The 22,303-nt window shown below is 70.9% G+C and carries 22 protein-coding genes; 4 read left to right on the forward strand and 18 right to left on the reverse strand.

Translation table 11 applies throughout. The features are described from left to right. Positions 1-741: 741 nt before the first annotated feature. The 6 genes from rdgB to BDW27_RS09920 all read right to left on the reverse strand — a co-directional run bounded on the left by rdgB (position 742) and on the right by BDW27_RS09920 (position 5,219). The gene (gene rdgB / locus BDW27_RS09895; RefSeq protein ID WP_110049104.1) at positions 742-1,347 is read right to left on the reverse strand and encodes an RdgB/HAM1 family non-canonical purine NTP pyrophosphatase; all 606 of its coding nucleotides are present in this window, start codon (positions 1,345-1,347) and stop codon (positions 742-744) included. 91 nt (positions 1,348-1,438) lie between these two features. After that, positions 1,439-2,164 (reverse strand): ribonuclease PH, encoded by a 726-nt coding sequence (gene rph / locus BDW27_RS09900; protein WP_083927582.1) that lies wholly within the window; start codon positions 2,162-2,164, stop codon positions 1,439-1,441. A 196-nt stretch (positions 2,165-2,360) separates the two neighbouring features. Then, positions 2,361-3,113, reverse strand: coding sequence for an MBL fold metallo-hydrolase (locus BDW27_RS09905; protein WP_017546127.1), 753 nt, complete (start codon positions 3,111-3,113; stop codon positions 2,361-2,363). A gap of 333 nt (positions 3,114-3,446) precedes the next feature. Continuing rightward, a complete protein-coding gene (locus BDW27_RS09910; protein ID WP_017546126.1) occupies positions 3,447-4,394 on the reverse strand; it encodes a PLP-dependent cysteine synthase family protein in 948 nt (315 codons plus the stop codon). A 7-nt stretch (positions 4,395-4,401) separates the two neighbouring features. Next, on the reverse strand, positions 4,402-4,680 hold the full coding sequence (locus tag BDW27_RS09915; protein ID WP_110049105.1) for a MoaD family protein: 279 nt from the start codon (positions 4,678-4,680) through the stop codon (positions 4,402-4,404). Positions 4,681-4,787: 107 nt separating this feature from the next. Next, positions 4,788-5,219, reverse strand: a complete 432-nt coding sequence (locus BDW27_RS09920; RefSeq protein ID WP_017546124.1) for a Mov34/MPN/PAD-1 family protein — start codon at positions 5,217-5,219, stop codon at positions 4,788-4,790. Positions 5,220-5,352: 133 nt separating this feature from the next. Between BDW27_RS09920 and BDW27_RS09925 the strand changes: the two genes are divergently transcribed. After that, entirely contained in the window at positions 5,353-6,654 is a 1,302-nt protein-coding gene (locus BDW27_RS09925; protein ID WP_110049106.1) for a nicotinate phosphoribosyltransferase, read from the forward strand. A gap of 29 nt (positions 6,655-6,683) precedes the next feature. Further along, a complete protein-coding gene (locus tag BDW27_RS09930) occupies positions 6,684-7,256 on the forward strand; it encodes an isochorismatase family protein (protein WP_110049107.1) in 573 nt (190 codons plus the stop codon). An 88-nt stretch (positions 7,257-7,344) separates the two neighbouring features. Here the strand turns inward: BDW27_RS09930 and BDW27_RS09935 are convergent, their stop codons facing one another. The 8 genes from BDW27_RS09935 to BDW27_RS09970 form a co-directional block, all read right to left on the reverse strand. Further along, positions 7,345-8,352 carry a tryptophan--tRNA ligase gene (locus tag BDW27_RS09935; protein WP_017546121.1) on the reverse strand — a complete coding sequence of 336 codons (1,008 nt, stop codon included), beginning with the start codon at positions 8,350-8,352 and terminating at the stop codon, positions 7,345-7,347. A gap of 118 nt (positions 8,353-8,470) precedes the next feature. Beyond that, on the reverse strand, positions 8,471-9,508 hold the full coding sequence (locus tag BDW27_RS09940) for a zinc metalloprotease (protein WP_199560602.1): 1,038 nt from the start codon (positions 9,506-9,508) through the stop codon (positions 8,471-8,473). A gap of 146 nt (positions 9,509-9,654) precedes the next feature. After that, the gene (locus BDW27_RS09945; protein WP_017546119.1) at positions 9,655-11,379 is read right to left on the reverse strand and encodes a DEAD/DEAH box helicase; all 1,725 of its coding nucleotides are present in this window, start codon (positions 11,377-11,379) and stop codon (positions 9,655-9,657) included. Positions 11,380-11,623: 244 nt separating this feature from the next. After that, positions 11,624-11,872: a hypothetical protein gene (locus BDW27_RS09950; RefSeq protein ID WP_017546118.1), complete on the reverse strand. Its 249-nt coding sequence runs from the start codon at positions 11,870-11,872 to the stop codon at positions 11,624-11,626. Positions 11,873-11,888: 16 nt separating this feature from the next. Further along, the gene (locus tag BDW27_RS09955; RefSeq protein ID WP_026129519.1) at positions 11,889-12,674 is read right to left on the reverse strand and encodes a class E sortase; all 786 of its coding nucleotides are present in this window, start codon (positions 12,672-12,674) and stop codon (positions 11,889-11,891) included. Between the two features lie 6 nt (positions 12,675-12,680). Next, positions 12,681-13,553 (reverse strand): heme ABC transporter ATP-binding protein, encoded by an 873-nt coding sequence (locus BDW27_RS09960; RefSeq protein WP_110049306.1) that lies wholly within the window; start codon positions 13,551-13,553, stop codon positions 12,681-12,683. A 104-nt stretch (positions 13,554-13,657) separates the two neighbouring features. Continuing rightward, complete coding sequence (locus BDW27_RS09965) at positions 13,658-14,755, reverse strand: iron ABC transporter permease (protein ID WP_199560603.1); 1,098 nt, start codon at positions 14,753-14,755, stop codon at positions 13,658-13,660. Continuing rightward, complete coding sequence (locus BDW27_RS09970) at positions 14,752-15,846, reverse strand: hemin ABC transporter substrate-binding protein (RefSeq protein ID WP_110049109.1); 1,095 nt, start codon at positions 15,844-15,846, stop codon at positions 14,752-14,754. Before BDW27_RS09970 ends, BDW27_RS09965 begins: the two co-directional genes overlap by 4 nt. Before the next feature lie 290 nt (positions 15,847-16,136). Here BDW27_RS09970 and BDW27_RS09975 point away from each other — a divergent pair, with 290 nt between their 5' ends. Next, positions 16,137-17,528 carry a cell wall protein gene (locus BDW27_RS09975; RefSeq protein WP_110049110.1) on the forward strand — a complete coding sequence of 464 codons (1,392 nt, stop codon included), beginning with the start codon at positions 16,137-16,139 and terminating at the stop codon, positions 17,526-17,528. On the opposite strand, the gene BDW27_RS27230 is transcribed toward BDW27_RS09975, so the two are convergent. After that, positions 17,525-17,668, reverse strand: coding sequence for a hypothetical protein (locus tag BDW27_RS27230; protein ID WP_158543575.1), 144 nt, complete (start codon positions 17,666-17,668; stop codon positions 17,525-17,527). The genes BDW27_RS09975 and BDW27_RS27230 overlap by 4 nt on opposite strands. Before the next feature lie 36 nt (positions 17,669-17,704). Here BDW27_RS27230 and BDW27_RS09980 point away from each other — a divergent pair, with 36 nt between their 5' ends. Further along, positions 17,705-19,585: an HtaA domain-containing protein gene (locus BDW27_RS09980; RefSeq protein ID WP_110049111.1), complete on the forward strand. Its 1,881-nt coding sequence runs from the start codon at positions 17,705-17,707 to the stop codon at positions 19,583-19,585. A 95-nt stretch (positions 19,586-19,680) separates the two neighbouring features. Here BDW27_RS09980 and BDW27_RS09985 read toward each other — a convergent pair whose 3' ends face one another. From BDW27_RS09985 to BDW27_RS09995, 3 genes are all read right to left on the reverse strand, one after another. Next, on the reverse strand, positions 19,681-19,923 hold the full coding sequence (locus BDW27_RS09985; protein WP_017546110.1) for a DUF3039 domain-containing protein: 243 nt from the start codon (positions 19,921-19,923) through the stop codon (positions 19,681-19,683). A 76-nt stretch (positions 19,924-19,999) separates the two neighbouring features. Next, a complete protein-coding gene (locus tag BDW27_RS09990; RefSeq protein WP_110049112.1) occupies positions 20,000-20,581 on the reverse strand; it encodes a YqgE/AlgH family protein in 582 nt (193 codons plus the stop codon). A 64-nt stretch (positions 20,582-20,645) separates the two neighbouring features. Further along, positions 20,646-22,043, reverse strand: coding sequence for an NAD-dependent malic enzyme (locus tag BDW27_RS09995; RefSeq protein WP_017546108.1), 1,398 nt, complete (start codon positions 22,041-22,043; stop codon positions 20,646-20,648). Positions 22,044-22,303 lie beyond the last annotated feature (260 nt).

Here is a 22,303-nt window from a genome sequence, read left to right on the forward strand (position 1 = left end):
GCCAAAACAAACATGGCTTAAAGAAAATCAAACACGCGCTGTTGAGTTCTCAAGAAACAATCACTCTTCCCGTACAAGCGCCAGAACCGAGGTTCCGTCTGCTCTTCCGGAGAAGGCTTTTTGCGTTTCCGCTGTTGTGTCTTTACTTTATCAGGTGTTCCGCGCCCCGCCAAATCGGCGTTTTCGCTTCAAACCTGATCCGGAGAAAGAATTCCCGGTGCTTCGTCCGCTCTGCGTTTCCGCCGGGCTTTTGAAGCAACTCCCCGAGCTTACATGCCCCGAGCGACTGCTCGAACCATCGTGCTTGCGAGGAGGATGTCGGAGATCGCGGCCCGGTTCCGAGTCGAGACCCGTGAGGCCCCGCTCGCCGTCCCGCAGCGACTCGGTGAGTCTAGGTATCTGAACCGTCAGACGTCAAATCGGTCCGGAACGTGGGAGGGATCCCGATCTGCCCGGACGTTCCGCGTCGACCCGGAGGCCCCCGTGATCTCGGGTTCCTCCCAGGTCCGCGGAGCGACGCCCCGTTCGGCTCGGCTCCTCAGACGGAGACCGGCGCTTCTCGTGGCTTGCTTGTCAGACACTGTGAGTCCTGCCCAGCGAGGCCGTCGGCAAACATGGCCGGGCGGATTCCTTCGCCCGTGGTCGGTCCCACTGACCGAGTGGGGGCGGGTGCGGGACCCAGGCGGGTCCCGCACCCGCCCCCACCACGACCGATCCGACCGGAGTCGTGGTCGGTCCCGCTCAGACGATCTCCGCCAGTTCCCGGGCGAGCTGCCGAAAGGCGATCCCCCGGTGGCTGATCGCGTTCTTCTCCTCGGGCGACAACTCGGCCGCCGTGCGGGTCTCCCCCTCGGGAACGAAGACCGGGTCGTAGCCGACCCCGTTCCCGCCGCGGCGTTCACCGACCAGGCGGCCCCGCAGGACACCCTCCGCCACGGCCTCGATCCCGTCCGGCATCACCAGGACCGCGGCGCAGACGAACTCCGCTCCCCTGCGGTCGGCGGGGGTGTCGGCGAGCTGGTCCAACACCAGGTCCAGGTTGGCCCGGTCCTGGTCGTCCGCACCGAACCTCCCGGCCCAACGGGCGGACAGCACCCCGGGCATCCCCCGGAGTTCGTCCACGCTGAGACCGGAGTCGTCCGCGACGGCCGGGAGCCCCGTGTGCTCCGCGATCGCCCGCGCCTTGAGCAGGGCGTTGCCGATGAAGGAGGGTTCGGTCTCGGGTACCTCGGGGGCGTCCGGGAACGCGTCCAGGGCCAGGACCTCCGCCGACACACCGGCCTCGGCCAGGATGGCGCGCATCTCCGGCACCTTCTTCGCGTTGCGCGTCGCAAGGACGAGCTTCACCGTGCCTCCTCCACTCTCACCGTTGGTCCTCAAGGGGCTCCTCCCCCTGGGGAGCGGGGCGGGTCTGCCGGACCGGCCCCGCTCGCGACAGTCACTCCGACAGGGCCTTCTTCTGGAAGGCGGTCAGCTCCTCGCACCCGCCTGAGGCGAGGTCGAGCAGCTTGTTCAACAGTTCGCGGTCGAAGGCGGCGCCCTGGCCCTCGGCGGTGCCCTGCACCTCCACGAACTTCCCGTCACCGGTGAGCACGACGTTCATGTCGGTGTCGGCGACCGAGTCCTCCAGGTAGTTCAGGTCCAGCCGGGGCTGGCCCTGGACCACGCCGACGCTGACCGCGGCCACCGAGCCGGTCAGCGGGTTGTTCTTGAGCTTGCGCCGCTTGCGCAGGTGCTTCATCGCGTCGGCCAGGGCCACGTAGGCACCCGTGACAGCGGCGGTGCGGGTGCCGCCGTCGGCCTGGAGTACGTCGCAGTCCAGGGTGATGGTGTGTTCGCCCATCGCCTTGAAGTCGACGACGGCGCGCAGGGAGCGGCCGATCAGGCGGGAGATCTCGTGGGTGCGACCGCCGATCTTGCCGCGTACGGACTCACGGGCGCCCCGGGTGTCCGTGGAGCGCGGGAGCATCGCGTACTCGGCGGTGACCCACCCCTCGCCGGTACCCCGGCGCCAGCGGGGCACACCGTCCTCGACGGTGGCCGCGCAGAGCACGCGGGTGTCCCCGAACTCGATGAGGGCGGAGCCCTCCGCGTGGCGGAGCCAGTTGCGGTGGATGTTCACTGGGCGGAGTTGGGTCGGAACGCGTCCGTCAGGTCGAGCCATGGACACGAGCGTATATCGGCACGGTGTTCCACGGGGCTGGAGTCGGGCGCTACCGGCCACGGTGGGACCCGTGCCACACGGGCCCCACTACTTCCCTCTTCACACAGTCCCGGCCCTGCCGCATTCGTCACCCTGTGTGTCCGTGACCCACCGTGTTTCGGTCGGGTCGGAGTACCAGCGCCGCGGACCGTCGGTCTCAGACGCCGATCTCGCGGACCTGTCCGCCCCGGGCCAGCTCGATGGGGCCGTCGTAGGTGCTCCGCGCCTCGGCCAGCGTGATGTCGTCGTCGTTCCACGGCACCAGGTGGGTCAGCAGCAGCTTGCGCGCCCCGGCCCTGGTGGCGTGGTCGCCGGCCTCACTGCCCGTGAGGTGCATGTCCTTCGGGTGTTCGACATGGTCGTGGAAGGCCGCCTCGCACAGGAAGAGGTCAGTGTCGCGGGCCAGGTCGACCAGGGAGTCGCAGGTGCCGGTGTCTCCGGAGTAGGCGAGGCTGACACCGCCGTGCTCCAGGCGGATGCCGAAGGCGTCGACGGGGTGGTTGACGCGGGCGACGCGGGCGGTCATGGGTCCGATCCGGAACTCACCCTGGGCGAGTTCGCGGAAGTCGAAGACCTCGGTCATCCCGGGGTCGGGGTCCAGGCCGTAGATCTCCGCGAGGCGGTCCGCCACACCCGCGGGGCCGTACACGGGGATCGGGGGCTTGGCGCCGCCGGGCGAGTACATGCGGGCGACCCAGTAGGCGCACATGTCCGCGCAGTGGTCGGTGTGCAGGTGGCTGAGGTAGACGGCGTCGACTGAGTACAGGTCGGCGTGGCGCTGGAGGGCGCCGAGGGCGCCGTTGCCCAGGTCGAGGAGGAGCCGGAAGCCGTCCGCCTCCACCAGGTAACAGGAGGCCGGACTGTCCGGCCCGGGGAAGCTCCCGGAGGACCCGATAATCGTGAGTCGCACGTCGTCGTCGCCTTTTCGATCGGCCGCACTGCTTCCGTGGCCCCTTGGTGACGTGTGCGGGGTGAGCGGTGGGCGGCTGGTTCTGCGGATGTCCCGTTGTTACGGGTGTACCCCAATGACCGCCTGGGTGGTACAAAATGTGGCCCGCATCTCAGGCGACGTGCATCACGTGTGAATTTTTCACACCGATTGACCAGATTTGACCGATTCGCTGCGCCCGAGTTCAGGACAGGAACTGACCTGCGTGGGAACGGACCGGAGGCCGGCCCCCGCGGGGAACCGGCCTCCCAGACACCGTTCCGACACCGCCTCCAGGCGGCCCCGGAGGCTGGATCAGGCCCAGAGCTGGCCGTCCAGACGCTCCTCCGCCTCCTCGAGGGTGCCCTCGTAGGCGCCGGTGGAGAGGTACTTCCATCCGGCGTCGGCGATGACGAACGCGATGTCGGCGCGCTCGCCGGCCTGTTCGGCCTTGCGGGCCATGCCCAGGGCCGCGTGGAGCGCTCCGCCCGTGGAGATGCCCGCGAAGACGCCCTCCTTGTTCAGGAGCTCGCGGGTCCGCCGGAGCGCGGCCTCCGAGGGGACGGAGAAACGCGTGGTGAGGACGGACTCGTCGTACAGCTCGGGAACGAAACCCTCGTCGAGGTTGCGCAGTCCGTAGACCAGCTCCCCGTACCTCGGCTCGGCGGCCACGATCCGCACGTCCGGCTTGTGCTCGCGCAGGTACCGGCCGACCCCCATGAGGGTTCCGGTGGTACCGAGACCCGCCACGAAGTGCGTGATCTCCGGCAGGTCCGCCAGCAGCTCGGGCCCGGTGGTCTCGTAGTGGGCCCGCGCGTTGGCGTGGTTGCCGTACTGGTAGAGCATCACCCAGTCGGGGTGCTCCGATGCCATCTCCTTGGCGACCCGGACGGCCTCGTTCGAGCCGCCCGCGGCGTCGGAGTAGTGGACCTCGGCGCCCCACATGGCGAGGAGCTGCTTGCGTTCACCGGAGGTGTTCTCCGGCATGACGCAGACCATGCGGTAGCCGCGCAGTTTGGCGACCATGGCCAGCGAGATGCCGGTGTTCCCCGACGTCGGCTCCAGGATGGTGCACCCCGGGGAGAGCAGCCCGTCCTTCTCGGCCTGCTCGATCATGAAGAACGCGGCGCGGTCCTTGATCGAGCCGGTGGGGTTGCGGTCCTCCAGCTTCGCCCACAGCCGGACCTCCGGCGAGGGCGAGAGCCGAGGCAGGCCGACCAGCGGCGTGCCTCCGAGGGAGTCGAGCAGGGAGTCGTAGCGCATGGCTTCCTCAGCGGGAGCCGCCCGCGACGGCGGGCAGCACGGTCACGTTGTCGCCGTCGGAGAGCTTGGCTTCGAGACCGCCCACGAAGCGGACGTCCTCGTCGTTCAGGTAGACGTTGATGAACCGGCGCAGCTTGCCGCCCTCCACCAGGCGCTCCGCGATGCCGGGGTACTGCTGGTCCAGGTCGCTGACCAGCTCGCTGAGGGTGTCGCCGGACCCCTGGACGACCTTGGCGTCGTTGGTCAGGTTGCGCAGGATGGTGGGGATGCGGACCTCGATGGCCATGAAGGTGACTCCGTTAACGGTCGTTGTTGTGCGTTCAGGTCCAACAGGCGGCCCGCCGTTGGCATTCCGCGGGCCGTGGCGCCGGGCGCCGTCGGGCGGCTGCGTTCCTACCGGTCCGCGCCGGAGGCGCCGCCGTCGACGATCTCGACGGGTTCCTCGGTGACCTCACCGTCGATGATCCGGAAGGAACGGAACTCGGCGGTGTCGGGCTCGCGGGTGGACACGAGGACGTAGTGGGCCTGGGGCCACTGGGCGTACGTGATGTCGGTCCGCGAGGGGTAGGCCTCGGTCGCTGTGTGGGAGTGGTAGATCACGACGAACTCCTCGTCGCGGTCCCACAGTTCGTCGTAGACCTTCTTGTACTCGGTCGAGTCGAACTCGTAGAACGTCGGGGAGCGTGCCGCGTTCAGCATCTCGATGATCCGCTCCGGGCGGTCGGAGCCCTCGGGTCCCGCGACGACACCGCACGCCTCGTCGGGGTGGTCGCGTCGCGCGTGGGCGACGATCTGGTCGTGGATGGAGCGGTCGATCCTCAGCATGGCTCCAGGGTACCCACAACAGCTTCTCTACCAACCAAGTGGGTATTCATGCGGGGGAGGTCACTCCGGGCAACGCCCCGACGCAGGTGGGGCGCTCGTACCGGCCCGGACCGGAACACGTAGGCTCGCCCCTATGAGCGAGGACAGCAGCAGCGCGCTGCTCACCGACCACTACGAACTGACGATGCTCCAGGGAGCCCTGCACAGCGGGGCCGCCGCACGCCGGTCGGTGTTCGAGATGTTCGCCCGGCGCCTGCCCGAGGGCCGTCGCTACGGGGTAGTCGCGGGGACCGGACGTTTCCTGGACCTGCTGGAGCGCTTCCGCTTCGGCCGCGAGGAACTGGACTTCCTGTCCGACCACGGCGTCGTGGACGACACCACACTGGAATGGCTCTCGGAGTACCGGTTCTCCGGGAACGTGTGGGGCTACGGCGAGGGCGAGGCCTACTTCCCTGGGTCGCCGATCCTGGTCGTGGAGGGCACCTTCGCCGAGGCCGTGATCCTGGAGACCCTCGCGCTGTCCGTGTACAACCACGACAGCGCGATCGCCTCCGCCGCCACCCGGATGTGCGTGGCCGCGGGAGACCGGCCCCTCATCGAAATGGGTTCCCGGCGCACCCACGAGCGGTCGGCCGTCGCCGCGGCCCGTGCCGCCTACCTGGCCGGGTTCGCGACCTCCTCCAATCTGGAAGCGGGGCGCACCTACGGGGTCCCGACCGGCGGCACGGCCGCGCACGCGTTCACGCTTCTGCACGACAGCGAACGGCACGCCTTCAAGGCCCAGTTGGAGTCCATGGGATCGGGGACCACGCTCCTCGTGGACACCTACGACGTGGAACGCGCGGTGCGGCACGCGGTGGAGCTGGCCGGGCCCGAGCTGGGCGCCGTCCGCATCGACTCCGGGGACCTGGGGGCCACCGCCTCCCGGGTCCGCAAACAGCTGGACGACCTCGGCGCCACCGGGACCAGGATCGTGGTCACCGGCGACCTGGACGAACACTCGATCCAGGCGTTGGCGGTGGCCCCGGTGGACGGGTACGGAGTGGGTACGTCCCTGGTGACGGGTTCGGGCGCCCCGACCGTCTCACTGGTCTACAAACTCGTGGCGCGGGCGCGCGACCTGGCGCCGGACGCCCCGTTGGAACCGGTCGCCAAGCGCTCGGTCGGCAAGCCGAGCCGGGGCGGCCGCAAGTGGGCGGTCCGGCGGTTGGACGACAAGGGCGTCGCCGTGTCCGAGGAGGTGTACCCGCACGAGCCGACCGAGCAGGTCGGGATCCGGCCGCTGCTGCTGCCGTTGGTCACCGACGGTGAGGTCGTGGGGCGCGAGAGCGTGCAGGAGGCGCGGGCGCGCCACCGCGCGACGGTGGCCGAGCTCCCCGAGCAGGCTCTGCGGATGTCCCGTGGCGACGTCGCTCTGTCGACCGTCTTCCACTGATCCCGACGACAAGGAAGCGAGGTGCCGGCATGAGCAGGGCACTCATCGTGGTGGACCTCCAGAACGACTTCTGTGAGGGCGGCAGCATGGGCGTGACGGGCGCGGCCCGTACCGCGGCGGCCGTCACCGAGCACGCGCGTGTGGGCGGATACGACCACGTCGTCGCCACCCGTGACCACCACATCGACCCGGGGGCACACTTCTCGGAGAACCCCGACTTCGTGGACAGCTGGCCCCGGCACTGCGTTGTGGGCACGCCCGGCGCGGAGTTCCACGCCGACTTCGACGAATCCCTGGCCGAGGAGGTCTTCAGCAAGGGGCAGTACGAGGCGGCCTACAGCGGGTTCGAGGGCAGGGCCGGGGACGGCGAGACGACCCTGGCCGCATGGCTGCGGGAGCACGACGTGGACGAGGTGGACGTGGTGGGGGTCGCCACCGACCACTGCGTACGCGCGACAGCCGTGGACGCCCGGAAGGAGGGCTTCCGGACCCGGGTGCTGCTCGACCTGACGGCGGGGGTCTCCGCTCCCACGGTGGACACGGCGCTGGAGCGGCTGCGCGAGGCCGGTGTGACGTTGGAGGGTGAGCCGCTCGTCGGCTGAATCCGCGGGGCGGTCCCGCCCCGGACCCCACATGACGACGGGGGCGGTGGTGACCTGGTCACCACCGCCCCCGCGCGCGTGTGCGGAGCTAGCCGATGCCGATGGCGGCGCGGACGTCGGTCAGCACGCGGCGGGCCCGCGAACGGGCGCGCTCGAGGCCGGAGTCGAGGATCTCGTCGAGTTCGGTCTTCGAGGCCATGAGCTCCTCGTAGCGCTCGCGCTTGGGGCCGAGCTCGGTGTTGACCGCCTCGAAGAGCTCCTTCTTGAGGTCGCCCCAGCCCATGCCGCCCGCCTCCAGGCGCTGGCGCACGTCGGCCACCTTCTCCGCGTCGGCGAAGTGCGTGAGCAGCTGGAAGGGGATCGAGGAGTCCGGGTCCTTGGGGTCCTCGACCGGGGTGGAGTCGGTGGGGATGCGGTTGATGGCCTTGCGGAGCTTCTTCTCCGGCAGGAAGAGCGGGATGTGGTTGTCGTACGACTTGCTCATCTTGCGGCCGTCGGTCCCGGGCAGGATGCTGGCTTCGCTGTCGTCGATGACGCCCTTGGGGATGGGGAAGCTGTAGCTGTCGCCGTACCGGTGGTTGAAGTACCCGGCGATGTCGGCGGTGTACTCGATGTGCTGGGACTGGTCGCGCCCCACGGGGACGCGTTCGCCCTCCATGATGAGGATGTCGGCGGCCATGAGCACGGGGTAGACGTACAGCCCCATGTTGATCCCGGCGTCGAGTTCGGTGACGCCCGCCTCGTTGTTGCGGTCGCGCGCGGCCTTGTAGGCGTGCGCGCGGTTCATGAGTCCCTTGGGGGTGAGGGTGCTCAGGATGGTGGTGAGCTCGAAGGTCTCGGGGATGCTGGACTGACGGTAGAAGACCGTGCGCTCGGGGTCGAGTCCGCAGGCCAGCCAGGTGGCAGCGCCCGACCGGATGCTCTGGCGGAGCTCGTCCGCGTCCTTGATGATGTTGAGCGCGTGGTAGTCCGCGATGAAGTAGAAGGTGTCGTAGCCCTCGGCCGCCGCGAGGGCGGGCTTGATCGCGCCGACGTAGTTGCCCAGATGGAAGTCACCGGTGGGCTTGATCCCGGTCAGATAGGTGTTCGCTGCCATGCCCCCAGCCTATCGACGCCCACCACCCGATGACTGACCGCCGCCCGGCCCCGGACACACGGACGGCGCCCCGCCGGGGCGGGGCGCCGTGCCCGTGGGAACCGGGTGCGGGTGCGGCTCAGACTCGGGCCGAGCCCCCTCGGAAGGCTTCCCAGTGCTCGGCCATGCGGACCGACTGCCCCGGGGTGAAGTGGGTCATGCAGGCGTCGTCGCTGTAGTTCATGAAGTTGGTGACGGGGTCGAGTCCCGGGAGGTCGGGGCAGCTGTCCCGGCCCTCCGGGCAGCCCGCCGCCGCCTCGCGTTCGTACGGGGTGTCGTCCACGTAGTCCCCGGGGCTCTCGCAGCCGTTCTGGAACGTGTGGAACAGGCCCAGCCAGTGGCCGACCTCGTGGGTGCCGGTGTGGCCCTCGTTGAAGCGGTCGCGCGTCCCGCCCGGGAAGGTGTCGTGCGCGATGACGACGCCGTCCTGGTCGGGGCCGTCCGCGTAGTCCTGGGGGAAGGTCGAGTAGCCGAGAAGACCGGAGTCGAGCTGCGTGGTGTAGACGTTCAGCGTCTCGGGTCCACCTTGGCGCAGATCGGAACGGATGGCGTCGCGGTACCGGTTGAAGTCGTCGAACCAGGCGTCGTTGACGTTGCGGGTGACGTCCGAGAGCTCGAAGCTGAAGCCCGTGTCGGTGCCCTCGGAACCGACCGCGTAGTCGCCCCGGTAGGCCTTGTTGAGGACGTCGATCTGCTCCTGGATGCGCTCGTCGGTCACGTCTCCCCGGCCGTCCTGGGCGGAGATGACGTGCACGACCACGGGCACCGCGTGCGGCGGGGCGAGTTCACGTCCGCGCTGGGGGACCAGGGCGTCGCGGAGCTGTTCCTCGTACTCCGCGGCCTGCTCCGGGGTGATCTCGACGTCGGCGTTCCCGCCCGCGCCGGGGTCGGAGAGCCTGCTGGCGGCGGCCCGGGCCGCGGTGTCGGCGCCGTCGGCGGCCCGAGGGTCCCAGTCGGGCGGACAGTGCTGGTCGGCGACCGTCACCCCGGTCCGTTGGGGTTCGGGATGCGCGGTCTCTGGCAGCGAGCTCGCCACCAGACCGGTCAGCGCGAGTGCGCACAGGGTCAGGCCGGACCAGGTCGCGGCTGAGCCGCCGCGTGGGCTTCGTCGAGTCACCTCACTCACTGTAGTGAGACGATTGCTCAGCGTTTGGCGAGCTTGCCCGACCTTGCGAAGTATTTGCCCTCTTCGGCCGGTGGTGGGGGCCTCCGGACCCCGGCGGGTCCGGACCCGCTCCTCTCCCCCGGCCTGTCGCCGCGAACCTACTTCTGGCCCACGGCCCAGGCTCTGAGCTTGGCGATGCGCTCACGGATCTGCGGCGGCGTGGCCTGCGCGACCGGCGGCCCTCCGCAGGCGCGGCGCAGCTCGTTGTGGATCACCCCGTGCGGCTTGCCCGTGCGGTGGTGCCAGGCTCCGACCAGGTTGCTCAGGTCCTTGCGCAGCTCGGCCAGGACCTCGTGCGTGGGCCCCGACTCCTCCTCCGGCTCGGACTTCCCCTTGGCCTTGAGCTGGCTCGCGTGGATGTCCGCCTTGCGCTTGCGCAGCAGCTGCGAGACCTGGTCCGGCTCGAGCAGCCCGGGCAGCCCGAGGAAGTCCTCCTCCTCGCTGGACCCGGCAGCCCCGCCCCCGTACTCCAGGCCGTCATAGAGCGCGCGGTCGAACTCGGCGGCCGACTCCATGGTCTCGAAGGGGAGCTCCTCCCCCGCGTCCGGAGTGTCCTTCTTCTTGTTGGCCTCCTTGAGGAGGTCCTCCTCGGGGTACTCGTCGTCCGAGGGCTGCTTGTCCAGGACGTGGTCGCGCTCGCGCTCCATCTCCCCCGCGTACTCCAGCAGGGTCGGCACGGAGGGCAGGAACACCGACGCCACCTCGCCGCGCTGGCGCACCCGCACGAAACGGCCGATGGCCTGCGCGAAGAACAGCGCGGTGCTGGTGGAGGTCGCGTACACGCCCACCATCAGGCGGGGCACGTCCACGCCCTCCGAGACCATCCGGACCGCGACCATCCAACGGTCGTCGCTCTTCGCGAAGCGGGTGATCTTCTTCGAGGCGGCGGGGTCGTCGGACAGCACCACGGTGGCGCCCTTGCCGGTGATCTGCCGCAGGATGCGCGAGTAGGCGCGGGCGTTCTCGTGGTCGCTCGCGATGACCAGTCCGCCCGCGTCCGCGTGGGTCTTGCGCACCTCGGTCAGCCTGCGGTCGGCCGCCTGCAGGACCTTCTTGATCCAGTCGCCCTTGGGGTCGAGCGCGGCCCGCCACGCCTGGGACAGCGCGTCCTTGGTGAGGGGTTCGCCGAGCCGGGCGGCGAGCTCGTCACCCGCCCGCGTCCGCCACCGCATCTCCCCGGAGTAGGCCATGAAGATGACCGGGCGCACGACCCCGTCCTCCAGGGCGGGCGCGTACCCGTAGCTGTAGTCCCACGAGCAGCGGCGCACACCCGCCGCGTCCTGGACGTAGTCCACGAACGGAATGGGGTTGATGTCGGAGCGGAACGGGGTTCCGGTGAGCGAGAGCCGCCGTGTGGCCGGGTCGAAGGCCTCCCGGACGGCGTCGCCCCAGGACAGGGCGTCGCCCGCGTGGTGGACCTCGTCGAAGATGACCAGGGTCTTGCGCGCCTCTGTACGGTTGCGGTGCAGCATCGGGTGGGCGGCGATCTGGGCGTAGGTGACGGCCACGCCGACGTACTGGCGCCCGAGGGCGCCCTGCCCGTTCTTGAAGTCGGGGTCGATGGCGATACCGAACCGGGCCGCCGCCTCGGCCCACTGCTTCTTGAGGTGCTCGGTGGGGCAGACAATGGTGATCGCCCGTACGGCGTGCCGCTGGAGGAGCTCGCTCGCCAGGGTCAGGGCGAAGGTCGTCTTGCCCGCCCCGGGCGTGGCCACGGCGAGGAAATCGCGTGGCTGCCTGCGAAAGTACTCCTCGAAGGCCTCCCGCTGCCAGGCACGGAGACCGCTCAGCCGGTTCTCCGTCGTGGTCTGCGTCACCGTCATTCGTTCCGTCCCCCGTTACTCACCTGCTTGAGGTTAGCGGCCGCCGAAGACCGTATCGGGAGCTCCGGCGGTGGCGCCCGGCACAGCGGTCGCCCCGGGCGTGTCCGGCGATCGGGCCCGGGCACCGAGCTCCGGGCGCCCCGCACACCCCATGACAAGCGGCACGGTGCTTGCCGCACCGCGCCGCGCCGTACTTCGGGAATCCGTGCCGAGTCCCCCGCGTCCCCGGGGACTCCCGGGTCCCTCAGCCCTCTCCGGAGACCTCCGACTCCCCCGGGTCCGCGTCACCGGTGGCGGGGTCGGCCTCCCCCTCGGGGGCCTCGCCGCCGACGCCGGTCATGTCGACCGCGCCGTCGTTGAACGGCATGTGCGGGGAAAGCGCCGGGAAGGCGAAGAACCACAGCAGGGCGGCCGCGCCCGCCAGCAGTCCCACCGACATGATGAACTTCGAGGCCCAGGGGCCGGGCAGGATGCGCCAGATCAGTCCGTACATTCGTGCGTCCCTTCCCCTAGGCGTCCGGAGCCATGTGGGCGATGCTGTCGGGCATGCCCTCGGACTTGGGTGTGGTCTCGGTCAGTTCGGCCCAGACGATGAGCCGGTGCGTGTTGTTGAGCTTGGGCGCGCACGTGGTGAGGGTGAGCAGCGCCCGTCCGGGCTCCTCCTCAGAGGCCTCCTCGAAGGGGTCGGGGTTGACCACCCAGAAGTCCTCGGGGAGCACGGTCTCCTCACGGAAGACCTCGTAGGTGTAGAAGTTCTCGCCGTCCTCCAGCACCATGACGTCGCCGTCGTCGAGCAGGTCCAGGTCCCAGAAGAGCCCGGGCGTGCGGTGCGCGGCGATGCCGTAGTTGCCGAGCTCGCCGGGTGTGCTGTCGAACTCCGTGTAGCGGCCCGGGCTGTAGCGGATGTCGTCCGGCGTGGTGCCGTTGACCACCACCCAGTCCAGGTCCAGGCTCGGGACGTACAGACGGCTGTCGGCGCTGCCGGGCAGGGGCTCGGAGTCCGGCCCGCGCTCGTCGGCGGCGGCCCAGGCCTCGTCGAGGCCGTCGGCCAGTCCCTGCTGCTCACGGTCGGTCTCCCACTGGGAGCCGTACACCTCGTAGCCGGCGTAGAAGAGCATCAGCAGACCCACCGTCAGGAGGACCTCGCCGAAGAAGCGGACGAACCCGCGGACGACGTCGCCCGGGGTGGTCCGTGGTTTGCGCGGACGGCGACGCCGGCCCCTTGGGGGCCGCTCGCGCCCCTCGCCCGAGGGACGGGGCTCATCATGGGACTGCCGTTCAGTTGTGGACACCAATACGACCTACTCCTGTGGACGCTTTCGTGTGCACCCGGGCGGCCGGAGGGGGACGACGAGCGGGACCCCCGTACGCGGATGCGGCAGGACTTCGACCTCGTGTCGGTACACAGCGCTGAGGAGCGACGAGCTGAACACGTCGGTGGGGTTTCCCCGCGCGGCGACCTGTCCTCCGGAGAGTACCGCCACACGATGGGCGTACGCGGCCGCAAGCCCCAAATCGTGCAGGACCACGATAACCGCCCCACCGCCGGTCGCGAGGTCGCGCGCGATGGAGAGTACGAGTTCCTGGTGGTGGATGTCCAGCGCGGCGGTCGGTTCGTCGAGGAGGAGCAGGTGGGTGTCCTGGGCCAGGACCCGGGCGAACATGACGCGGGCCCGTTCGCCTCCCGAGAGCGTGGGGAAGCGGCGGTCGGCCAGGTGGGTCACGCCGACCCGTTCCATGGCGGTACGGACCAGGTCGTCGTCCCGGTCCGGGGTGCTCAGCCCGGCCCAGGGCGCGCGACCCATCGCGACGAGCTCGGCGACGGAGAAGGGGAAGCTGACCGCGGCCTCCTGGGGCAGGACGGCCCGGCGCAGCGCCAGTTCGGGTGGGTTCCAGTCCGGCAGCGGGCGGCCGAGCAGGCGCACCGTCCCCGAGTCGCGATCGCCCCGGGACGTGCCTCCCGCGACGTCACCCGAGAGCGCGGACAGCAGGGTGGACTTGCCCGCGCCGTTCGGTCCGACCAGGGCGAGCAGCTCACCGGCGCGGACGGTGAGGTCGACCCCGTCGAGGAGGGCGCGCCCGCCCCTGCGGACGGTGAGGCCCTCGGCGCGCACCACCTCGGAACCGGGTTCGACGGGCGCGGGTGGGGCTGGCGCCCTGGTCAGGGGGGCCACTGCGGCGGCGAACCCTCGGGCGAGGGCCGACCGCCGCGGAGCCGCCCCCGTCGCGGAGTCGAGGGTGGTGCTGGCGGTACCGGCGATGCTCGTGGTGTCGGCGCTCACGACCAGCCTCCTTGCTTGGCGCGGGTGCGGTACAGCAGGAAGAAGAAGAACGGTCCGCCCAGGGCGGCGGTGACGACGCCGAGGGGGATCTCGGCGGGGGCTGCGACCGTGCGGGCCAGCAGGTCGGCGGCGAGCAGCAGCAGTCCGCCGCCGAGCGCGGAGGCGGGCAGCAGCACGCGGTGGCCGGGACCGGTCACCATGCGGATGATGTGCGGGACCACCAGGCCCACGAAGGCGACGATCCCGGCGAAGGCGACCGCCGCCGAGGTGAGCAGTGCCATGGCGCCGATGAGCACCAGGCGCATGCGTTCGACGTCCACTCCCAGGTGACGGGCGGGCCCCTCACCGAGCGCGAGCAGGTCCAGGCGACGGGCGTACACGGGGACGACCGCCAGTCCCAGGAGGAGGCAGGGCGCGATCGCCGCCACCTTGGACCAGGTGGCGGTGGAGACGCTGCCCAGCTGCCAGAAGGTGATGGTCTGGATCTCGGCGTCCTGGGAGAAGTTGGTCATCAGGCCGATCGCCGCCCCCGCGATGGCGTTGACCGCGATGCCGGTGAGCAGGAGGGTGACCACTTCGGTGCGGCCTCCCGAGCGCGCGAACACGTACACGAACAGGGTCGTGCCGAGCCCGAACACGAAGGAGGAGGCGATGACCGTCCAGTGGCCGAGGACGGTGGCGCCGGTGAAGATGACGACGATCGCTCCGACGGCCGCACCGGCGGAGACCCCGATCACTCCGGGTTCGGCGAGGGGGTTGCCGAAGACGCCCTGCATGATGGCGCCCGCGCTGCCCAGGGCGGCGCCGACCATGACGGCCAGGACGACGCGGGGCAGGCGTACGTCCCACAGGACGGTCCTGGCGATCTGGTCGGGTTCGGCGCCGACGTCGAGACCGACCGCCTGGAGGACGGACGCGGCGACCTGGCCAGCCGGGATGGGGTAGGCACCGACCCCGGCCGCGATGACCGCGACGGTCACGAGGCCGACGGACAGGCCGCCGAGGAGGAGACCGGCGCGCAGTCGTCGCAGCCCACGGCCTCCGTGGTTCGGTACCGCGTCGGTGGCGGCGGGCCGTTGGGCGAGGGCGGTCACGCGGTGCCCCCGTCACCGTCGGGGATGGCGGCCAGCTCCTCGGCCAGGGAGACGATGACCTGCGGGGTGCGGGGGCCGAAGTTGAGCAGGACCCCGTCCTCGAAGTCGATGACGGCCGCGTTCCGGCCCGCGGGGGTCTGGGCGACGCCGGGGATCTCGACCAGCCCCTCCACGCCGCCGACCGACTCCAGGCCCTTGGTCATGACGAGGAGGACGTCCGGCTGCGCCTCGATGAGCGCCTCGGTGGTGATGGGTGTGAAGGGTGTGGTCAGGCCCATCTCGACCCCGGCGTCCCTGGCCCCGATCTCGGCGAGCATGGCGTCGGCGCCCGAGCCGGGCCCCCCGAGGAGGTAGACCCCGGCGGTGCCGCGCAGGTAGAGGAAGGCGACGAGGGGGTCCGCGCTGGCCTCCAGGGAGGCCTCGCGCACCTCGGCCATCTGGTCCCGGGTGCGTTCGACCAGCCGGGTTCCGGCGGTGGGGACGCCGAGTGCCTCGGCGACGCGCTCGAAGCGCGGGTACATCTCGTCGATGGACCAGGCCTCCTCGACGATGACGACGGGGACGCCGCTGCGCTGGATCTGCTCGATCACCTCGGGCGGCCCGGTCTGGGTGTCGGCGACGACCACCGTGGGCTGGAGGGCGAGCACGGACTCGGCGGAGACGTCGTGGCCCTCGCTGATCACCGGCAGGTCCGACGCCTCGTCGAAGGTGGCGGCCACGTCGCGGCCGACCACCTGGGCGCCGAGGCCGAGGGTGAAGACGATCTCGGCGAGGCCGCCGGTGAGCGGCAGGACACGGCTGGCGTCGGTGACCTCGACCTCCTCGTACTCCAGGGGGTCCGCGCTGGTGCGGTAGGGGTCGAGGACCACCGACTCCACTGTCACGGGGAGTTCGGGCGCCGGGGCGTCCTCCAGGACCTGGAGCCGGTTCTCGGAGAGTGCGGGGATGCCCCCGTCCGCCGACGCGTCCTCGGGGGCGGGTTCACCGGTGCAGGAGGTCAGGGCGAGGGCGCAGGCCACGGCGAGCAGGACGGTGGCCGGTCCTGTTCGGTGGCGACCGCGCAGGCGGAAGCGGGGGACGACGTGGGGCATGGCGGTCGCTTTCGGTTGATCCGTGTGCCGGGGGTGTCGCCGGGGAGCGGGGGCGCGACACGACCTTTTATATGACAGGTCGTCATCATCTTGACAACCCGGACGGTGCGGTGTTCAACTGTTCTGCGCGGGGTTGAGTTAGGTAAGGCTCACTTTGCCTAGGTAAGCATAACCTAAACCCGATTCCCCAGGTCTCGCGGGTGACGGACACCGTCCGACCCGCACGAACGCGAAGGCCCCTGATGCAAGCTGCGGTTCCCCTCCGTGGGTTTCTCCCATCCCTGGCCGCCGTGGCGGCGGCGACGGTCCTGGCCGCCGTCATGCCCGCGACGGCGCTCGCCGCCCCGGCCGAAGAACCAGTCCATCCCCGGACCACCGCCGTGGACCGCACCGAGGGGCTCGACCCCCGGGGCGACACCGTCACGGTGTCCGGGATCGGGCACGACCCCGGCAGCATGATCGAGATCGCCACCCGGGCCCTGCCCGCCGAGGCGGTCCCGACCCCGAACCCCGACGACTCCGCCGTCCTGGACACCGAGAACGCGGTCCGGGTCGAGGTGGACGAGCGCGGCCTGTTCACGGCGGACCTCCTCACCGGCGTCGGGTTCGCCGACGAGGCCGGGCTCGACACCGCCGAGGACCCCTTCGAGATCGTCCTGACCGAGATCGCCGGAGGGCCCGAACCCGAGGCGCCCCTTCCCGGGACACCCGAGGGCCGGGAACCCGACCCCCGGGAGGACGGGGGCGACACCGCACCTGACGCCCGGGACGCGGAGACGGCCGAGGTCGTCTCGGCCCCCGGTCCCGGCCGCGGCGCGCCCGTGATCGCCCCGGCGCAGACCCCGGGCGCCCCCGTCGTCGGCGTGGTCCCCGTGAGCTTCGCGGCGCCCGCGGCGCAGACCGCGCCGCGCACCCAGCCCCAGGCCCAGGCCCAGGCGCCCAGCGCTCCCCTGCCCCAGTCGGCGCCGCAGACCCTGCCCAGGACCCCGGGCAGCCCGACCCTCACGGTCTCCAGGACCAGCGGGCTCGATCCCTCCGGCGAGAAGGTCACCGTGACCGGCACGGGCTACGACACCTCCAAGGGCGTCTACGTCGCCCTGTGCGACACCACCAACGCCAGTTCCACCCAGGCGCCCAGCCCCTGCATCGGCGGCGTGGACATGGAGGGCGAGGGCGGCGCCTCCGTCTGGGTCTCCAGCAACCCGCCGCCCTACGGCGAAGGTCTGGCCACCCCCTACACCGGCAGCGGGACCAACGGCGGGTTCACCGTCGAACTCACGGTCAAGGGGTCGGACGAGCACACCGACTGCCTCTCCGCCGCCACCGACTGCGCCGTCGTCACCCGCAACGACCACACCCGCTCCAGCGACCGGGGCCAGGACGTGTTCGTCCCGGTGACCTTCAGCGGACAGACCGGCGACCCGGGCCCGTCCGGCGGGAACGGCACCGCGTCCAGCGGGGGCGCGAACGGTTCCGGGAACACCGGCGGCGACACCCCGGCGTCCGGTTCGGGCGGTGTTGGCTCAGGAGGCGCCGGAGGGGGCGCCAGCGGGCCGCTGGCCACCACCGGATCGTCGCTGACCGGTCTGGTCCTGGCCGCCGCGGTGGCCGTCCTGACCGGCGCGGTGGCGCTGTTCGCCGCACGCCGTCGTGGCACACCCCCGGGCCCCGCGACCACCTAGGCACCCCTGGCCGGGACCGGCTGGACGGTCCCGGCCCCACTGACCACGTTCTCCCTCAGCGGCTCCGCCAGCGCCCGCTCAGCCTCGGGACCGCTGCCCCACTCCCCGACCGGAACCCGGTGCGCGACCGGAACCGGCATCCGTCCATCCCCCGAGTCGATAGGAACACTCACCCCATGAGCACCACCGCCACGAGAGCGGACGGGACCGGCGCACTCCGCCGCCCCCTGCGCTCCCTCGTCTCCCTCGCGGGAGCCGCCGCCCTCGGCGCCTCGCTCTCCCTGGGCGCCGCACCGGCCCTCGCCGACGAGGCGCCCGTCTCCGTCGCCGACGGCTCCGCCACCTGGGGCGTCAAGCAGTCCTTCCGCAACTACGTGTCCAGCCCCATCGCCCACGGCGGCTACGAGGCCGTCGACGGTGCCAGCCGCAACACCGACGGAACCCTGGACTTCCCCACCGCCGAGGGAACCGTCTCCAAGGAGGACTCCTCCGGCGAGGTGAGCTTCTCCGGCGGAGTGGTCTTCACCGGCCACGACTACGGCCAGGGCCCTGTCCTGGAGATCCGCGTGAACGACCCGCGCGTGGAGTTCGACGGCCAGGGCACGGCCACCGTCTACGCGGACGTCGCCAGCCGCGAGTTCGCGGGCGCCGACCCGTCGCTGCCGCCTGGCGACCTCGTCGAGTACGGCGAGGTGGCGGTGGCGGAGCTGACCGGCGCCGAGATCGGTGTCGACGGCGACCAGATCACCTTCACCTCCGAGGCCGGGGCCCTGCACGCCGACGCCGTGGAGCCGTTCGCCAGCTTCTACCCGGCGGGCGAGGCCATGGACCCGCTGTCCTTCACCACCGAGGTGGTCGAGGGCACCGACCCGACCGATCCGACCGACCCCGAGGAGCCCGTCCTCGACCCCGAGGTGCGGGTCAGCCAGACCACCGGTCTGGATCCCGAGGGCCAGACCGTCCGGGTGGACGGCACCGGGTTCCGCCCCGGGGCGGGCGTGTACGTGGCGCTGACCGGTATCGCCCAGTCGGACTCCTCGTACCCGCAGCACTGGTTCGGCAGCGGCGTATGGCTGCGTGAGGGCACCGCGCCCGACGCGGACGGCGCCTTCGGCACCGACCTCGACGTCATCGGCGCCTTCGAGAAGGGCGGCACCGCCTACGACTGCCTGGAGGACCAGTGCTACGTGGCGGTGTTCAACGACCGCAACGACCTGGACAACCGAGACCAGGACGTGTGGACCCCCGTCACCTTCGCCACCGGCGAGGACGGCGGTGAGGGCGACGGTGAGGGCGGCCAGACCCCCGAGGGTGACCTGACCGTGTACAACGGCCGCGCCGACTGGGGTGTGAAGGAGTCCTTCCGCACCTACATCGAGGGCAACATCGCCAAGGGCACGATCCGCACCGAGGACGGCGCCACCCGCAACGACGACGACACCTTCTCCTTCACCGACGGCACGGGCAGCGTGAACCTGGAGGAGGAGGTCGCCGAGATCGACTTCACCGGGACCGTGCTGTTCGAGGGCCACGTCTACGGCGACGCCGACCCCCTGCTGCACATGACCGTCGCCGACCCCCGGGTCGAGATCGACGGCGACACCGGCACCCTGTACGCCGACGTGGTCAGCAAGTCCCTCACCGACGAGGAGCTCGTCACCTACGACGACGTGGCCTTCGCCGACCTGGACCTGTCCGGTGTCTCCCACGAGCTGGACGGGGGTGTCCTGTCCTGGGGCGCGATCCCGGCCACGCTGACCGCCGACGGCGTCCCCGCCTTCGCCGACTTCTACGTCGCCGGAGAGCAGCTCGACCCGATCAGCCTCACGGTGAGCGTCGACGAGGACGTCGAGGTTCCCGGCGGCGGCACCGGAGGCGGTGGCGACGACAAGCCGACCCCGAACCCCACGCCCGGTCCGGGTGACGGCGGCGGCAAGCCCGGCCTGCCCAACACCGGTGTGGCGCTGACCGGCCTCCTGGCCGCCGCGGCGGTCGCCGTGGCCGCGGGCGGCACCGCCCTGGTCGCCTCCCGCCGACGCGCCGGCACCGGAGCCTGATCCACCGGTCTCCCGGCCGACTGACGGCACGAAGGGCCCTGGCTCACCCGAGGGGGTGAGTCAGGGCCCTTCCGCCTGCCGGCCACGAGGAGCCGTCACTTCATCATTTCCTCGTACGCCCTCTTGCAGTCGGGGCACACGGGGAACTTCTTCGGGTCCCGGTTGGGCACCCAGACCTTGCCACACAGGGCGATCACCGGGTCACCGGTCACCGCGCTCTGGGTGATCTTGTCCTTCTGCACGTAGTGGGCGAACCGTTCCCGGTCCCCGTCGTCGTGCGAGATGTCCGGCCTGGTCTCGCTGTCCGGAAGAACCTTGTTCAGGACATCCATCGACATCGTCCTCACACCTTTCAACGTCCGTCTACCACGGTATAGGGTGACGCGCCCCACTTCGAAGCCCGCGGCAAACCGCTCAGTTCATGGTGGGATCGTCAGGATAGGTGGACAACAGGGCCATCTCGCCACCTTGGCGACGCAGCACCCGCGGCCACAATGTCTCGGGGGCGCCCCCGAAGAGGTCGTCGGAGAGGGCGTCCACCACGTACCAGGCGCCGTCCTCGATCTCCCCCGCCAGCTGCCCGGCACTCCATCCGGCGTACCCGGCGAACACACGCAGGGAAACCAGTGCGGCCCCCAGTACTTCGGAGGGGGCCTCCAGGTCCACCAGACCGACCCCGGCCAGCTCCCGCCCGGGCGCGACCCCCTCCAACGGTGCCCAGCCGGGCGGCTCCTCGTCCGGCGGCGCGGCACCGAGGGCGATCCCCGAGTCGGTGCCGACCGGCCCGCCCGAGAACATCACCGGGGGCGCGCTCGCGTAGGCGCCCCAGTCCGTCACCACCTCGTCCACCGGGAGCTCCAGCGGGCGGTTGAGGACGACCCCGAGGGTGCCGTCGTCGGCGTCGTCCACGACGAAGACCACCGATCGGCGGAAGGAGTCCTCTTGGAGGAGGGGGGCGGCCACCAGCAGGCGTCCGGTGAGTGTCGACTGGTCCATGCTCCACACTTACCCGGAAAACCGGACCGGTGGTCGCCCCTTGACAGGGAGGACCACCGAATCGCTACTCGGCCTGGCCGCGCTGGGCCACCTCGCGCACGGCGGTGGCCACGTGGGTGGACAGGTCCGCGTGGAACACGCTCGGGATGATGTAGTTCGGGCCCAGCTCGTCCTCGGTGACGACGTCGGCCAGGGCCTCGGCGGCGGCGACCATCATGTCGGAGGTGACGTCGTGGCTCTGGGCGTCCAGCAGGCCGCGGAAGAAGCCGGGGAAGACCAGGACGTTGTTGATCTGGTTCGGGTAGTCGCTGCGGCCGGTCGCGACCACGCCCGCGTGCAGGTGGGCGACCTCGGGGTCGACCTCGGGGTCGGGGTTGGCCAGGGCGAAGATGATCGAGTCCTCGTTCATCTCGGCGATGTCGTCACCGCCGAGCAGGTTCGGGGCGGAGACGCCGATGAAGACGTCGGCCCCGGCCACGGAGCCCTTGAGGTCGCCGCTGTAGCCCTCGGGGTTGGTGTTCTCCGCGATCCAGCGCAGGTTGCTGTCCAGGTTCTCACGGCCCGCGTGCACGGCGCCGTGGACGTCGCTGACGATGATGTCGCGGGCTCCGGCGTGCATGAGCAGCTTGAGGATCGCGGTGCCGGCCGCGCCGGCGCCGGACATGGCGATGCGGACCTCGGAGAGCTTCTTGTTGACCACGCGCAGGGCGTTGCGCAGGGCGGCGAGCACGACGATCGCGGTGCCGTGCTGGTCGTCGTGGAAGACGGGGATGTCGAGGAGCTCGCGCAGGCGGGCCTCGACCTCGAAACAGCGGGGGGCGGAGATGTCCTCCAGGTTGATGCCGCCGAAGCCCGGGGCGAGCAGCTGGACGGTGCGGACGATCTCGTCGACGTCCTGGGTGTCCAGGGCGATGGGCCACGCGTCGATGTCGGCGAAGCGTTTGAACAGGGCGGCTTTGCCCTCCATGACGGGCATGGCGGCCTCGGGGCCGATGTTGCCCAGACCGAGGACGGCCGAGCCGTCGGTGACCACGGCGACGCTGTTGCGCTTGATGGTGAGGCGGCGGGCGTCGTCCTTGTTGGCGGCGATGGCCTGGGAGACGCGGGCGACACCGGGGGTGTAGGCCATGGAGAGCTCGTCGCGGTTGCGCAGCGGCACCTTGGACTTCATCTCGATCTTGCCGCCGAGGTGCATGAGGAAGGTGCGGTCACTGACCTTGTGGACCACGACCCCCTCGACCCCGCCGAGGGCGTCGACGATCGCCTGGGCGTGCTCGGTGTCGCGGGCGGCGCAGGTGACGTCGATGCGGATGCGCTCGTGCCCAGCGGCCGCCACGTCCAGGGCGGTGATCATGCCGCCGACCTGCTCCACCGCGTTGGTGAGGCTGCCGACAGCGCTCCCTCCGGCGTCCAGTTCGAGGCGGACGGTGATGGAGTACGAAACGCTGGGAAGGGTGGCCACGTATTGCTCCTTGGCTTTTGCTGATGTCATGCGTCCGCGGGGCACACCGGCGGCCCCTCCCGTGGACGTACGGACCGACGTCGGGACTCCTCCACCGGGGATCGGACGCACGGCCTGCACTCCGTGGCCGGGCCCGGTGGAACCTCGTCGGCGCCTGCGCGCCGATCGGACCCTGGTCCGTGACGGTTGCGCGTCCCGCCGTGGAACACCCGGTCATCGGGCGTCCGGCGCGGGGCTCGGTTGCCGGGCGGGGGCAGTAC

It is taken from the genome of Nocardiopsis sp. L17-MgMaSL7, assembly GCF_003182025.1.
GTDB classification, from domain to species: domain Bacteria; phylum Actinomycetota; class Actinomycetes; order Streptosporangiales; family Streptosporangiaceae; genus Nocardiopsis; species Nocardiopsis prasina.